Annotated in this window: 10 protein-coding genes; 5 read left to right on the forward strand and 5 right to left on the reverse strand. The window is 68.7% G+C overall.

What is annotated here, in order from left to right:
- Positions 1–8: 8 nt before the first annotated feature.
- On the reverse strand, positions 9–914 hold the full coding sequence (locus ASC70_RS07960; RefSeq protein ID WP_056048606.1) for a LysR substrate-binding domain-containing protein: 906 nt from the start codon (positions 912–914) through the stop codon (positions 9–11).
- A 123-nt stretch (positions 915–1,037) separates the two neighbouring features.
- On the opposite strand from ASC70_RS07960, the gene ASC70_RS07965 reads away from it, so the two are divergent.
- The 4 genes from ASC70_RS07965 to ASC70_RS07980 all read left to right on the forward strand — a co-directional run bounded on the left by ASC70_RS07965 (position 1,038) and on the right by ASC70_RS07980 (position 7,345).
- Complete coding sequence (locus ASC70_RS07965; RefSeq protein WP_056048609.1) at positions 1,038–2,060, forward strand: NAD(P)-dependent alcohol dehydrogenase; 1,023 nt, start codon at positions 1,038–1,040, stop codon at positions 2,058–2,060.
- 406 nt (positions 2,061–2,466) lie between these two features.
- Complete coding sequence (locus tag ASC70_RS07970) at positions 2,467–4,545, forward strand: 3-hydroxyacyl-CoA dehydrogenase NAD-binding domain-containing protein (protein WP_056048612.1); 2,079 nt, start codon at positions 2,467–2,469, stop codon at positions 4,543–4,545.
- Between the two features lie 141 nt (positions 4,546–4,686).
- Entirely contained in the window at positions 4,687–6,243 is a 1,557-nt protein-coding gene (locus tag ASC70_RS07975; RefSeq protein WP_056048615.1) for a class I adenylate-forming enzyme family protein, read from the forward strand.
- A gap of 118 nt (positions 6,244–6,361) precedes the next feature.
- Entirely contained in the window at positions 6,362–7,345 is a 984-nt protein-coding gene (locus tag ASC70_RS07980) for a DegT/DnrJ/EryC1/StrS family aminotransferase (protein ID WP_056048619.1), read from the forward strand.
- Positions 7,346–7,474: 129 nt separating this feature from the next.
- On the opposite strand, the gene ASC70_RS07985 is transcribed toward ASC70_RS07980, so the two are convergent.
- From ASC70_RS07985 to ASC70_RS08000, 4 genes are all read right to left on the reverse strand, one after another.
- Positions 7,475–8,503, reverse strand: coding sequence for an adenosine deaminase (locus ASC70_RS07985; protein ID WP_056048622.1), 1,029 nt, complete (start codon positions 8,501–8,503; stop codon positions 7,475–7,477).
- Between the two features lie 222 nt (positions 8,504–8,725).
- The gene (locus ASC70_RS07990; RefSeq protein ID WP_056048625.1) at positions 8,726–9,622 is read right to left on the reverse strand and encodes a pirin family protein; all 897 of its coding nucleotides are present in this window, start codon (positions 9,620–9,622) and stop codon (positions 8,726–8,728) included.
- Between the two features lie 49 nt (positions 9,623–9,671).
- The gene (locus tag ASC70_RS07995) at positions 9,672–10,955 is read right to left on the reverse strand and encodes an MFS transporter (protein ID WP_056048628.1); all 1,284 of its coding nucleotides are present in this window, start codon (positions 10,953–10,955) and stop codon (positions 9,672–9,674) included.
- Positions 10,956–11,019: 64 nt separating this feature from the next.
- Positions 11,020–11,517: an Lrp/AsnC family transcriptional regulator gene (locus tag ASC70_RS08000; RefSeq protein WP_047409974.1), complete on the reverse strand. Its 498-nt coding sequence runs from the start codon at positions 11,515–11,517 to the stop codon at positions 11,020–11,022.
- A 142-nt stretch (positions 11,518–11,659) separates the two neighbouring features.
- Between ASC70_RS08000 and ASC70_RS08005 the strand changes: the two genes are divergently transcribed.
- On the forward strand, positions 11,660–15,109 hold the full coding sequence (locus ASC70_RS08005; protein ID WP_056048632.1) for an indolepyruvate ferredoxin oxidoreductase family protein: 3,450 nt from the start codon (positions 11,660–11,662) through the stop codon (positions 15,107–15,109).
- Positions 15,110–15,194: the final 85 nt, after the last annotated feature.

The raw sequence follows: 15,194 nt of genomic DNA on the forward strand, positions 1-15,194 counted from the left end.
CCCATACCCTAAGCCAGCATGTACCTCGGCAGCCCCGCCGCCAGCGCATCGATCGCCGCCCGCACCCGCAGCGGCAGGTGTGGGGCGCGGGGCCAGATCAGGTGGGTGTCGAAGACCAGCCCGGGGCGATCCTTCAGGACCCGCTCCAGCCGCCCGGCCGCCACGTGGTCGTTGACCAGCCAGCATGGCAGCCAGGCCAGGCCCAGGCCCGCGACGGCCGCGTCGGTCAGGGCCTCCAGGTCGTCGAAGCGCACGCGACTGGCGGGGAACAGCTCGAGATCCGGCCCGCCGTCCACAGGAAAGCGCCAGCTGCGCCGACGGTCGCTGCGGCCGTAGACGAGGCACGCTTGGCCGGCGATGTCGTCCAGGGTCCCGGGTCGGCCCGCGCGATCCAGATAGGCCGGCGCCGCGCAGACGGTCATCCGCTGACCCGCCACGCGACGGCCCTTCAGGCCGCTGTTGTCCGGCAGGGCGCCGTTGCGGACGGCCAGGTCGAAGCCGTCCTCGATCAGGTCGGCCGGGCGGTCGCTGAAGGCCATCTCCAGCTCCAGGCCCGAATGGGCGCGGACCAGCTCCAGCAGGATCGGCGCGACGCAGCGGCGGCCGAAGATCACTGGCGCGGTAACCCTCAGCTTGCCTGACGGCTCGGCGCGTCCCGATTCCAGCGCCGCCTCGCCGGCCTCAAGCTCGGCCAGGGCGCGGACGCAGCGCTCGTAGAACAGCTGGCCGTCGTTGGTCAGGCTCTGGCTGCGCGTCGAGCGGTGGAACAGGCGAACGCCCAGCCGCGCCTCCAGCCGGGCGATGGTCTTGCCGACGGTCGAGCGCGACTGGCCCAGCCGGGCCGCCGCCGCCGCGAAGCCGCCGGCCTCCACCGCCTCGACGAAAGCGGCCACGCCCGCCAGCCGTTCGCTCATGATCGCCTCCTATTGGCGACACCATGTCTACAATGATCGGAAAACATAGCGCTACTGAAGAAATATCACGCGTCTATGGTCCCGCCAACCGGCCCTGAGCGGCCACGGCAAGGAAGACAGACCATGAGCGAGCGGATGAAGATCTGGACCATCGACCGGCTGGGCGCCGACCGCCTGACCCTCGGCGAGGCCCCGATCCCGACGCCGGGACCGGGCGAGGTGCTGGTCCGGACCCGGGCGATCTCGCTGAACTATCGCGACAAGCTGGTGCTGGAGAACGGCATGGGCATGCAGCTGAAGTTTCCCTTCACGCCCGTCTCCGACCTGGCGGGCGAGGTCGCGGCGACCGGCGAGGGCGTCACGCGCTTTTCCGTCGGCGACCGGGTGATCTCGACCTTCATCCCGCACTGGATCGACGGCCAGCCGTCCGGCAGCGCCGCCGCGCCCGGCTATCCGACCCTGGGCGGCAAGTATCCGGGCGTCGCGGCCGAGTATGTGGTCCTTTCCGAGCAGGCCCTGACCGCCGCTCCGACCACCATGACCGACGCGGAGGCCAGCACCGTGCCGGTGGCCGGCGTCACCGCCTGGTTCGCCCTGGTCGAGGAGGGTCATTTGGCGCCCGGCCAGACGGTGCTGTTGCAAGGCACCGGCGGAGTCTCCCTGTACGGCGTGCAGATCGCCAAGGCGGCGGGGGCGCGCGCCATGATCACCTCGAGCGACCCGGCCAAGCTGGAACGGGCCAAGGCTCTGGGCGCGGACCATGGAATCGACCGGCGGGCCGGCGACTGGGCCCAGGCCGCCATCGACCTGACCGGCGGCCGCGGCGTCGACCACGTGCTGGAGGTGGCCGGCGGGGCCAGCTTCGGCCAGTCCCTGACGGCGGTGGCCGTGCGCGGCCGGATCGCCGTCATCGGCCTGCTGGACTCCGAGACCCTGACCGGATCGGTCTATCCCCTACTGCTCAAGCAGGTCGGCGTGCGCGGCATCGTGGTCGGCCATCGCCGGGCCCAGGAGGACTTCGTCCGCTTCGCCGACGCCCACGCGCTGAAGCCGGTGATCGACCAGGTCTACGACTTCGCGGCGCTGCCGGCGGCCCTGGCGCACCTGGATCGCGGCCCGTTCGGCAAGATCGTGCTGACGGTCTGAGGACAAGAAAGCGGCGCGGGATGCCCTCCCGCGCCGAGTTGCGCTTTACCTAAGTCCGACGCATTGCGAGCAATACGCCACGCCCGCGAAATTCATCGACTTCGAAACGTCAGGACGCGTGCAAGTCGCGTCCAAAGCCCATGACTTCCCGCGAACGCCCTCCCCAGCACGGATCATTCTTTCTGGATTTCAGGCAAATGCGGCCTCCCGCGGTCTGCGGCGCCGCATCCGCCCCCACGGATGATCTCGGCTGAAACTCTGTTTTCGAACTTGTAGTATGCTGCTCGAGCCGTCAACCGCCGGCGCCTTGGAAACAGCGCGCCCCCACGGAGGTCTGGACATATTCGCCGGACCATGCAGGCTGCTTCAAACAATCGTTCAAACCAAGAGCAGGGGTGGAACCGCCATGGCCGCGATCAACGCCGTCACCGATCTTTCCGTCGAAGGCGACATCGGCGTCGTCACGCTGAACTCGCCGCCGGTCAACGCGCTGTCGGCCGCCGTGCGCGAGGGGCTGAAGGGCGCCTTCGAGGCCGCCATCGCCGATCCGGCGGTCCAGGCCATTGTGCTGATCTGCGAGGGCAAGACCTTCATCGCCGGCGCCGACATCACCGAGTTCGGCAGGGCGATGACCGGCCCCACCCTGCAGGACGTCCAGAACGTCATCGAGAACTCGCCCAAACCGGTAGTCGCGGCGATCCACGGCACGGTGCTGGGCGGCGGGCTGGAAGTGGCCCTGGTCGCCCACTACCGCGTCGCCGTGCCGTCGGCCAAGGCGGGCCTGCCGGAAGTGAACATCGGCCTGCTGCCGGGAGCCGGCGGCACCCAGCGCCTGCCGCGCATCGTCGGCGTCGAGAAGGCGCTGGAGATGGTCACCACCGGCCAGCACGTGCCGGCCAAGGCGGCGCTGGCCATGGGCCTGTTCGACTCGATCGTCGAGGAAGGCGCCCTGCGCGACGGGGCCATCGCCTTCGCCCGCGTGGTGCTGGCCGAGGGCCGGCCGCTGAACAAGGTCCGCGAGCTGAACGACAAGGTCGAGGCCGCGCGCGGCAAGCCCGAGATCTTCGCCGACTTCCGCAAGGCCAACGCCAAGAAGTTCCGCGGCTTCCACGCGCCCGAGGCCAACATCAAGTGCATCGAGGCGGCGGTGAACCTGCCCTTCGACGAAGGCCTGAAGGAAGAGCGCCGGCTGTTCATGGAGCTGATGACCGGCAGCCAGTCGGCCGCCCAGCGCTATGTGTTCTTCGCCGAGCGCCAGGCCGCCAAGATCCCGGATGTGCCGGACGACACGCCGGTCATCTCGGTCAAGAAGGTCGGCGTGATCGGGGCCGGCACCATGGGCGGCGGCATCTCGATGAACTTCCTCAACGCCGGCGTGCCGGTGACGATCATCGAGGCCAAACAAGAGAACCTGGAACGCGGCGTCGGCGTCATCCGCAAGAACTACGAGAACACCGCCAAAAAGGGCCGTCTCACCCAGGATGACGTCGAAAAGCGCATGGGTCTGCTGACGCCCTCGATGAACCTCGAGGATCTGGCCGACTGCGACCTGATCATCGAGGCCGTGTTCGAGCTGATGGAGATCAAGCAGGAGGTGTTTGGCAAGCTGGACAAGATCGCCAAGCCCGGCGCGATCCTGGCGTCCAACACCTCGTATCTCGACATCGACGTGATCGCCGCCGCGACCAGCCGGCCGGAAAGCGTGATCGGCCTGCACTTCTTCTCGCCGGCCAACGTCATGCGGCTGCTGGAGATCGTGCGCGGCGAGAAGACCAGCAAAGAGGTGATCGCCACCGCGATGCAGATCGGCAAGAAGATTGGCAAGGTCGCGGTGCTGGTCGGCAACTGCCATGGCTTCGTCGGCAACCGCATGCTGGCCCAGCGCCAGCGCGAGGCCCAGAAGCTGATCCTGGAAGGCGCCATGCCCTGGGACGTCGACCGGGTGCTGTACGACTTCGGCCTGCCGATGGGGCCGTTCGCGATGAGCGACCTGGCCGGCCTCGACATCGGCTGGGACCCGGCCAAGACCAGCTCCTCGACCGTGCGTGAAGTGCTCTGCGAGATGGACCGGCGCGGCCAGAAGAACGGCGCGGGCTTCTACGACTATGACGAGAACCGCAACGCCAAGCCTTCGCCGGTGGTCGAGCAACTGATCCTGGACTTCGCCGAGAAGCGCCAGATCCAGCGCCGGGCGATCAGCGACCAGGAGATCCTGGAGCGCTGCCTATATCCGATGGTCAACGAGGGCGCGAAGATCCTGGAGGAAGGCAAGGCCATCCGGGCGTCGGACATCGATATCGTCTGGATCAACGGTTACGGCTGGCCGGTCTATCGTGGCGGCCCGATGTTCTGGGGCGAGCTGGTCGGCCTCGACAAAATCCTGGCCAAGATGAAGGAATTCCACGCCGCCCACGGCGACGACTTCAAGCCGTCGGCCCTGCTGGAACGATTGGCGGCCGAGGGCAAGGGGTTCAAGGAGGCTTAGCGGCGCCGCCGCCCCCTCCGTCGGCTTCGCCGACACCTCCCCCACAAAGGGGGAGGAGAGCCGCGCCCTTCCTCCCCCTTCATGGGGGAGGTGGCCCGAAGGGTCGGAGGGGGCCGCACGGACGCAATACCGGAGCAAACCATGACCACCATCGCCGCCATGATGTCCGCCGACTATGGAACCCTGGGCGACATCCTGCGGATCCGGGCCCAGGAAGGCCCCAACCATCCGGCCGTGATCATGGAGACCGGCGAGGCGGTCACCTACGCCCAGTTCGACGCCCTGGCCGACCGGGTCGCCGCCGCCCTGCAACGGGACGGGATCGCGCCGGGCGAGGCGGTGGCCGTCTGCGCCCTGTCGTCGATTGGCTATGCGGCGGTGTTCCTGGGGAGCTTGCGGGCCGGCGTCGCCGTGGCCCCGATCGCACCGTCCTCCACGCCCGAGGCCATCGCCGGCATGGTCGCCGACTGCGGGGCGAGGTTGTTCTTCCTCGATGCGGGCGTGGCCGAAGCGCAAACACCGGCGCCGATCCCGGTCCGCCAGATCGCGCTCGACGGCTCCTCGGCGGGCGAGGCGTTCGAGGCCTGGCTGGCCCGCGTCGACGCGCGGCCGACGCCGGTGGCGATCGATCCGGAGCAGCCGTTCAACATCATCTATTCCAGCGGCACGACCGGCACGCCCAAGGGCATCGTCCAGTCGCATGGCATGCGCTGGAAGCACGTGTTCCGAGGCGACGCGGTCGGCTATGGGCCCGAGGCTGTCACCCTGCTGTCGACGCCGCTCTATTCGAACACCACCCTGGTCTGCTTCTTCCCCACGCTGGCCGGCGGCGGGACCGTGGTGCTGATGAGGAAGTTCGACGCCGGCAAGTATCTGGAGCTCGCCCAGAAACATCGCATGACCCACACCATGCTGGTGCCGGTGCAATACCGCCGCCTGATGGAACGGCCCGACTTCGACAGCTACGACCTGTCCTCGACCCACCTGAAGTTCTGCACCAGCGCCCCGTTCGCGGCCGAACTGAAGGGAGAGGTGCTGAAGCGCTGGCCCGGCGGCCTGGTCGAGTATTTCGGCATGACCGAGGGCGGCGGCACCTGCATCCTGATGGCCCACGAGCATCCGGACAAGCTGCACACGGTCGGCCGCCCGGCTCCCGGCCACGACATCCGCCTGATCGACGAGGACGGCGTCCAGGTCGGTCCCGGCGTGGTCGGCGAGATCGTCGGCCGCTCGGCCGGCATGATGAACGGCTATCACGGCCGCCCGGACAAGACCGCCGAGGCGACCTGGATCTCGCCCGAGGGCTGGACCTTCATCCGCACCGGCGACGTCGGCCGCTTCGACGAGGACGGCTTTCTCACCCTGATGGACCGCAAGAAGGACATGATCATCAGCGGCGGCTTCAACATCTATCCGTCCGACTTGGAGGCGGTGCTGGTCCAGCATCCAGCCGTGCTGGAGGCGGCGGTGGTGGGCGTGCCCTCCGACGCCTGGGGCGAGACGCCGGTGGCCTTCGTGGCGCTGAAGCCTGGCGCGCCCGCCGAGCCCGAGACGATCAAGACCTTCGTCAACGGCCAGGTCGGCAAGACCCAGCGGCTGGCGGACGTTCGTGTCGTCGACAGCCTGCCGCGCAGCCACATCGGCAAGGTCCTGAAGCGGGAACTGCGCGACGGGTGGCAAAACTCGCCTAGCACCTAGACTTTTTTGCCGCGACGGCGCGCCGCATTAGGCCAGATGGAATCGATGAATACGGTTGCTTAACCATATGGTGCGGCCCTTGGGTCGCCCGGTTCGTCGAGAAACGCGTCTCAAAGCCATGCTCCCGAAGCCCGCCGCCGCTCCGATCGCCTCCCCTGCAGGGAAGACCCGTCTTCGCGCCCCGGGCGTCCCGATCGATTTCGACGCGGTCGCCAAGGCGCTCGGCGCGGCCGGTCACGCCTCGGATCTCGACCAGCGCCTGGCGGGCCGCTTCGCGCGTCCCGTCGCCGCCCGCGCCTTCGCCGACCGCGTCGAGGCCACCGCCGCGGCGCTGAAGGCCCTGGGCGTGCGGCCCGGCGGCGTCTGCGTCGTCTCGGCCCTGGCCGATCCCGAAACCCTGGCCGGCGTCGCCGCCGCGGGCCTGAAGGCCTGGCTGGTCGACGTCGATCCGTTCAGCGCCATGTTCGACACCGGTCACCTGCGCGCCCGCCTGCCCGAGGCCCCCGGTCCGCTGGAAGCCATCGTGCCCGCCGCCGCCCACGGCCGCGCCCCCGACATGCGCGCCTGGGCCGCCTTCCGCGCCGAGACGGGCTTGCCGATCCTGGTCGACGCCGCCGGGGCCTTCGACGTGGTCATCGAGGCGCCTGTTCCTGTTTTGGTTGGTCTGCCCGCTGGGCAGGGTGTGTTCGTCGCCTGCGAGGACGCCACCCCGATCAACGCCATCGAAGCCGCGCCGTTCGTCGGCGACGACGGCCTGGCCACGTGGCCGGGCCTGCGCCAGCGCCTCTGCGGCACGGCCCAGCAACTGCGCGTCCTGCTGCTGGACAGCGGCGTCGGCTTCCAGCCGGGCTGGGGCATGAGCTGGATCTCGCCGACCTGCGCCCTGAGCCTGCCCACCGACGACGCCGGGGCCGTGGCCTGGAAGCTCCAGGCGGCGGGCGTTCCGGCGAGCTGCGCCGTCCGCGACCATGCGCTGGACACCGACGGCACCCCCGTCGCCGACCACCTGGCGGCCTCGACCGTGGTGCTGACCCTGGATCCGAACCTCGACATCGAGGCGCTGGACCGGCTGTGCGATGCGCTCAGGGATGCGGTGGCTTAAGAGCCCGCTCCCTCTCCCATAGGGAGAGGGCAGGGTGAGGGGTTTCACCGCCAGCCGGCGTGCCGGCGCATCGTCAAATCTCGTAACCTCTCACCCTCCCACCGCTTCGCGGCGGGCCCCTCCCTCTCTCTATGAGAGAGGGTTTTCGTGGGCGTACTTCTCCACCCCCGCCACCCGCTGCGCCTTCTCGGCCTCGCTGAGGAACGAACCCGTGAAGCTGTTCTTGGCCAGGGTCACGACCTCGTCGCGGGTCAGGCCCACCGCGTCGGCGGTCGCCAGGTAGTTCTCCAGCAGGTAACCGCCGAAATAGGCGGGGTCGTCGGAGTTCACCGTCGCCTTCAGGCCCAGGGCCAGCATCTTCTTCAGCGGATGGACGTCCAGGCTGGGCACGCCGCACAGCTTCAGGTTCGACAGCGGGCAGACCGTCAGGGTGGTGCCGTCCTTGACCAGACGGGCGGTCAAAGCCTCGTCCTCCAGCGCCCGGTTGCCGTGGTCGATGCGGTCGACCTTCACCAGGTCGATGGCTTCCCAGACGTATTCGGGTGGGCCTTCCTCGCCGGCATGGGCCACGACCTTGAGGCCGAGGTCGCGGGCCGCCTGCATCACGCGGGCGAACTTGGCCGGCGGGTGGCCGACCTCCGAGCTGTCCAGGCCCACGCCCGCCAGCTTGTTCAGCCACGGCTTGGCCAGCTCCAGGGTCTCGAAGGCGCTGTCTTCCGACAGGTGGCGCAGGAAGCAGAGGATCAGCTTTGACGTGACCCCCAGCGTTTTCTCGGCCTCGTCCATGCCCGCCAGCAGGCCCTCCATCACGACGCCGAAGGCGATGCCGCGATCGGTGTGGGTCTGGGGGTCGAAGAAGATCTCGGCGTGGGTGCCGCCGTCGGCCGCCAGGCGCTTGAAATAGGCCAGGGCCAGGTCCTTGAAATCCTCGGCCGTCTGCAGGACGCCCGCCCCCTGGTAATAGATGTCCAGGAAGTCCTGCAGGTTCGAGAAGGCGTAGGCCGCGCGGATCTCGTCGACGGAGACGTAGGGCAGGGTGATCCCGTTGCGCTGGGCCAGCGCGAACATCAGCTCGGGCTCGAGGCTGCCCTCGATGTGCATGTGCAGCTCGGCCTTGGGCAGGCCGCGGACGAATTGGGCGAAGGCGGTGTCGGTCATGGGGCTGTTATGACCGGGCCTGTCTCCATCTTTCAACCGTCATTGCAACGGCGCGGTGAGATTGGGTCTGGCGCCAAATCCCCTGTCATCCCGGCCGTAGCGAAGCGAAAACCCGGAATCGCCACAGGCTCTGAGCTTCCGGCGGTCCCGGCTCGGCGCGCTATGCGCTTGGCCGGGATGACAGGATTGATTGCCCTTGGCTTGTCGCCGGCCTTCCGCCCCTCACGACATCGGCGGGGCGGGTGGCGGCGGGCCTTCGGGCAGGGGGATGAACTCGTCGTGGTCCAGGTCGGGCAGCTTCATGCGGCCGGCCCGCCAGTCGGCCTTGGCCTGCTCGATGCGGTCCTTGGACGAGGAGACGAAATTCCACTCGATGAAGCGCGGTCCGATCGGCTCGCCGCCCAGCAGCATGACGGTCGAGCGCTCGATCGCCTTGAAGACGATGGTGTCGCCGGGGGCGAACACGGCCATCTGGGCGGTGGTCAGCTCGCGGCCATCGACCTCGACCCGGCCGGCGGCGACATAGGCGGCGCGCTCGGCATACTCGGCCGGCAGGGCCGCGACCGTGCCCGGCTCCAGCTCCCAGTGCACGTAGAACAGCGGCGAATAGACCGGAACATTGGCCTTGGCGCCGAATGCCTCGCCGGCGATCAGCCGCGCCTTCAGGCCGCCGCTCTCATAGTAGGGCAGATCAGCCGGGCCCTCGTGGTGCGTGAAGCTGGGATCGACCTCTTCGAATTCCTTGGGCAGAGCCACCCAGGCCTGCATGCCGTCCATGCGGCCTCCGTGCTCGCGCAGGCCCTCGAAGCGTTCGGAGTGGGTGATGCCACTGCCGGCGGTCATCCAGTTGACCTCGTGCGGCTTGATCACCGCCAGCGAGCCGACGCTGTCGCGGTGGGTGATCTCGCCCGCGAACAGGTAGCTCAGGGTCGACAGGCCGATGTGCGGATGTGGGCGCACGTCGGCGTTCTTGGCGAAGCCGGGCAGGAAGTCGGCCGGGCCCATGTGGTCGAGGAAGGTGAACGGTCCGACCATACGGTGGGCGTGGAACGGCAGGACCCGCCCGACCTCGAAGTTTCCGAGGTCCTTGCGACGGGCTTCGAAGACGAGGTCGATCATGGGAGGCTCCACTAGAGTCGGGCGAGCTTAGCGTCCGCCGCGCGAAAAGTCAGAGCTCGTCCGCCGCCCGTTTCAGGGGCAGCAGGGCCAGCAAACTCACCAGGCCCGCGGCTCCCAGATACAGCCCGACCAAGCTCAGTCCCCCGCGATTGGCCAGGGCTTGGGCGATGACCGGGGCCAGGCCGCCGCCGATGATGCCGCCCAGATTGAAGGCGATCGAGGCGCCGGTGTAGCGCACGCGGGCCGGGAACAGGCTGGGCAGCCAGGCGCCCAACGGGCCGTAGACGAAGCCCATGACCAGCAGGGCCAGCGACAGGAAGCCGCCCACCAGCCACAGCGAACCGCCGCCCAACATCGGGGCCAGCAGGGCGCCGACGCCGATCGTCAGGCCGCAGCCGGCCATCAGCACCAGGCGCGGGCTCTTGGCGTCGGCCCAATAGCCGGCCGCGACGATGCCGACGGCCAGGAACAGGATGGCGACCAGCAGCACGCTCAGGAAGGTCTGGCGATCGTAGCCCAGGGTGGTGACGCCATAGCCCAGCGCGAAGGCGGTCGAGAGATAGAAGAGGGCGAAGCAGGCGACGACGGCGAAGATCCCGCTGACCACCTCGCGCGGATAGTTCCGGACCAGCTCGACCAGCGGCACATGGGCCGGCGGGGCTTCCTGGGCGGCGGCGGCGAAGGCGGGGGTCTCGGTCAGCTTCAGGCGGATCCACAGGCCGACCCCGACCAGCAGGATGCTGCCCACGAACGGCAAACGCCAGCCCCAGGCCTGGAATTGTTCCGGCGTCAGCAGAGCGCCCAGCAGCAGGAACAGGCCGTTGGCGGCGATGAAGCCGACCGGGGCGCCCAGCTGCGGGAACATGCCGAACCGCGCGCGCCAGCCAGGCGGGGCGTTCTCGACCGCCAGCAGCGCCGCGCCGCCCCACTCGCCGCCCAGGCCGAAGCCTTGGCCGAAGCGCAGCAGGCACAGCATGAACGGCGCGATCCAGCCGGCCATGGCGTAGGTCGGCAGGAAGGCGATGGCCAGGGTCGAGCCGCCCATGATCAGCAGCGACGCCACCAGGGTCGACTTGCGGCCGATGCGGTCGCCGAAGTGGCCGAACACGATCGAGCCCAGCGGCCGGGCCACGAAGGCGACGCTGAAGCTGGCATAGGAGGCCAAGAGCTGCACGGCGGGCGAGGTGGCCGGGAAGAACAGCGGCCCGAACACCAGCGAGGCGGCGGTGGCGTAGATGTAGAAATCGTAGAACTCGACCGCCGTGCCGATCAGGCTGGCGGCCAGAACACGTCGCGTCGACGCCCCGGTCGGACCGGAAGCCGATGTGGCCATGACGGCCTCCCCTCGATGTCAGGTGGGTTGGAGCGCGGTCCCCCGACCGCGCTCCTGGGATAGGCTAGCCCAGCGGGCTCACATACGGACTGATCAGGCCCAGCGGCACGGCCGTCGAGTTCTTGACGCCGCGGATCACGATGCGGCTCTCGATATTGCTGACCAGGCCCAGCGACAGCAGCTTGTCGCGCAGGAATTCGTCGAAGGCGCGCATGTCGCGGGTGACGATGCGCATCTCGTAGTCGGCCGCGCCGGTCACGGTGGCGCATTGCACGACCTCGGCCCACTTGCCGACCGCCTGTTCGAACGTGTCCAGGTTTTCCTTGGTCGGAAGGGACAGCTTGACGGTGCAGTAGACTTCGAAGCCCAAACCGAGCTTCTCACGATCCAGGATCGTGACGCGGCGCTGGATGACTCCGGCGTCTTCCAGGCGCTTGATCCGGCGCCAGCAGGGGCTGGACGACAGGCCGACACGCTCGGCGATCTCCGCGACGGACAGTCCGGCGTCGTGTTGGATGAGATCCAGGATCTTGGCATCCACGGCGTCGAGTTGTTCGGACAAGAAATTCCTCCCCCAAGTGGGCGTTGACGCTCCAATTTTGCGCAAAACGGCCACGAGTCGGGCACGCCTTGGGCAAACAATTTCCGGGCTTCTATAAGATATTGCGTAGCGGGCGGGAAGACCCAGGAGGAAAATTTTTGCCATGCGGCACTCGGAAGTCACGCTAGACGACAAATATGTGCTCGAAGATGGCCGCGCCTTCATCACTGGCGTGCAAGCTTTGCTCCGGGTTTTGCTGGATCGAAAGCGCCTGGATCGCCTCGCGGGGCTGAACACCGGCGGCTACCTCTCCGGCTATCGCGGCTCGCCGCTGGGCGGCCTCGACCAGCAGGCCGCGCGCATCAAGAAATTGCTGACCGCGCACGACGTGGTCTTCCAGGAAGGCCTCAACGAGGACCTCGCCGCCACCGCCGTGTGGGGCAGCCAGCAGGCGAATCTTTTCCCCGGCGCGCTTTATGATGGCGTGTTCGGCATGTGGTACGGCAAGGCGCCGGGCGTCGACCGCACCGGCGACGTCTTCAAACACGCCAACTTCGCCGGGACCTTCCCGACCGGCGGCGTGCTGGCGGTGGCCGGCGACGACCACGGCTGCAAGAGCTCGACCCTGCCGTCGCAATCGGAGTTCGCCTTTCAGGACTTCGAGATGCCGGTGCTGTCGCCGGCCGACGTCCAGGAGGTCCTGGACTACGGCATTCTCGGCATCGCCCTGTCGCGGTTCTCGGGACTGTGGACGGGCATGATCGCCCTGGCCGACACCATGGACTCCGGCGTGACGATCGACGTCTCGCTGAACCGCCACAAGGCGGTGATCCCCGACTTCGCCTTTCCGCCCGGCGGCCTTGGCATCCGGCTGAAGGACCAGCCGATGGAGAAGGAACGGCGGATGCGGCTGCACAAGCTGCCCGCCGCCCTGGCCTTCGCCCGCGCCAACCAGATCGACCGCGTGGTGCTGGGCGCCTCGCACGTGCGGGTGGGCAAGGCCCGCCTGGGCATCGTCTGCCAGGGCCAGGCCTATAAGGACGTGCTGGAGGCCTTCACGGCCATGGGCATGACCTTGCAGGAAGCGGCCGACCTGGGGGTTTCGATCTACAAAGTCGGCATGCCCTGGCCGCTGGAGCCGCTAGGCCTGCGCGCCTTCGCCGCCGGCCTCGAGACGCTGATGGTCATCGAGCACAAGCGCGCCTTGATCGAGCCCCAGGCCCGGGCCGCCCTCTATGACCTGCCCGCCCAGGCTCGCCCGCGCGTGATCGGCAAGACCGACGAGAAGGGCGGGCCGCTGCTGTCGGAGCTCGGCTCGCTGTCGGTGGCCGAAATCGCCCTGGCCATCTACGACCGCCTGCCCGACGGGCCGCACATGGAGCGGGCCCGCGCCTATCTGAACCGCGTCTCGGCCGCCGGCGTCGCCGCCGTCAGCCTGGCCGCCGACCAGGCCCGCAAGCCGTTCTTCTGCTCGGGCTGCCCGCACAATACCTCGACCAAGCTGCCCGAAGGCTCGCGCGCCCTGGCCGGCATCGGCTGCCACTACATGGCCGGCTTCAACGACCCGATGACCGACCTCAACACCCACATGGGCGGCGAGGGCCTGACCTGGGTCGGGGCGGCGCCGTTCACCAGCGAGAAGCACGTCTTCCAGAACCTGGGCGACGGCACTTACAACCACTCCGGCTCGCTGGCGATCCGCGGCGCGATCGCGGCCAAGGCCAACATCACCTACAAGCTGCTCTATAACGACGCCGTCGCCATGACCGGCGGCCAGCGCGCCGAGAGCGGCTTCACTCCGGCCCAGATCACCCGCCAGCTGGCGTCCGAGGGCGTGACCAGGACGGTCATCGTCGTCGACGAGCTGGAGCGCTACGAGGGCGTCAAGGATCTGGCCCCCGGGGTCGAGATCTTCCCGCGCTCGGACCTGATGCGCGTGCAGGAGATGCTGCGCGACACGCGCGGCGTGACGGTGCTGCTCTATGACCAGACCTGCGCCACGGAAAAGCGCCGCCGCCGCAAGCGGGGCGCGATGGCCAAGGCGACGAAGCGCGTCTTCATCAACCCGCTGGTCTGCGAGGGCTGCGGCGACTGCTCGGTGAAGTCCAACTGCGTCTCGGTCGAGCCCCTGGCCACCGAGTTCGGCCGCAAGCGCAAGATCAACCAATCCAGCTGCAATCAGGACTACAGCTGCGTCGAGGGCTACTGCCCGTCGTTCATCACCCTGGAAGGGGCCGAGAACGCCCAGTCCAAGACCATGCCGGCGGCCCTGACCGCCGAGTCCACGCCGCTGCCCGAGTTCGAGCCGCTGACTGGCGTGCGCAAGATCCTGTTCACCGGCGTCGGCGGCACCGGCGTCACCACCGTGGCCTCGATCCTGGCCATGGCCGCCCATATCGACGGCCGGGCCGGCAGCGTGGTCGACATGACCGGCCTGGCCCAGAAGGGCGGCTCGGTGTTCAGCCACGTCAAGATCGGCGAGACGGAAGAGACCATCGTCGGCGGCCGGGTGCCCGCCGCCAGCGCCGACGTGCTGATCGCCTGCGACCTGCTGGTCGCCGCTTCGCCGGAGGGCCTGTCGCTCTATGCCAAGGACCGCACCCGCGCGTTCGGCAACAACGACTTCGCGCCTACGGCCGACTTCGTCACCAGCCGCGACGTCAAGTTCGACAGCGGCGCCATGGCCCGCCGGGTCAAGGGCGCGACCAAGACCTTCGACGCCTGCCCGGCCCAGCGCCTGGCCGAGACCCAGTTCGGCGACGCCATCTACGCCAACATGATCATGGTCGGCTTCGCCTGGCAGCGTGGGGTGATCCCGGTCTCCAGCCGCGCCCTCTACCGCGCCATCAAGCTGAACGGCGTCGACGCCGAGGCCAATCTGCAAGCCTTTGAGCTGGGCCGCCGCGTCGCCCACGACCCGGACTCGGTGGAGGTCAAGGAAGACAAGGTCGCCACGCCCGAAATCATGCCGCTGGACGAGCTGATCGCCCACCGGACCCGCGAGCTGACCGCCTATCAGAACGCCGCCTACGCCCAGCGCTATGCCGACAAGGTGGCCAAGGTGCGCGCGGCGGAAATCGCCGTCAGCGGGCCCGACGGCGCCCTGCCGCTGACTCGTGCGGCGGCGGTGAACCTCTACAAGTTGATGGCCTACAAGGACGAGTACGAGGTTGCGCGGCTCTATACCGACGGCCGGTTCGCGGCCGAGCTGGCCGGGACCTTCAAGGGCGGCAAGGCCAAGGTCTGGCTGTCGCCGCCGCTGCTGGCTCCCAAGGGGCCGGACGGCAAGCCCAAGAAGATCGCGTTCGGCGGTTGGATGCTGGACCTGGCCTTCCCGGTCATGGCGAAGATGAAGGGCCTGCGCGGCGGCGCCCTCGACCTCTTCGGCCACACCGAGGAGCGCAAGATGGAGCGCGGCCTGATGACCAGCTACGAGGTCGGTCTCGACCGCCTGGCCGCCGGCCTGTCCCCCGAGAGCCTGCCGCTGGCCGTCAAGATCGCCGAGATCCCGCAGCAGATCCGCGGCTACGGCCACGTGAAGGACGCCTCGGTGGTCACCGCCAAGGCGGCGGAGGCGAAGCTGTGGGATCAGTGGTGCGGGGCGGGGGCTTAGCGCCCCCTTCCGTGTCATCCCGGCCGGAGCGAAGCGGAGAGCCGGGACCGCGGCAAGCTCAGCGCTTCCGGCGGTCCCGGATAGC

Origin of the sequence: Caulobacter sp. Root343, assembly GCF_001425745.1 — a bacterium.
In the GTDB taxonomy this organism is placed as follows: domain Bacteria; phylum Pseudomonadota; class Alphaproteobacteria; order Caulobacterales; family Caulobacteraceae; genus Caulobacter.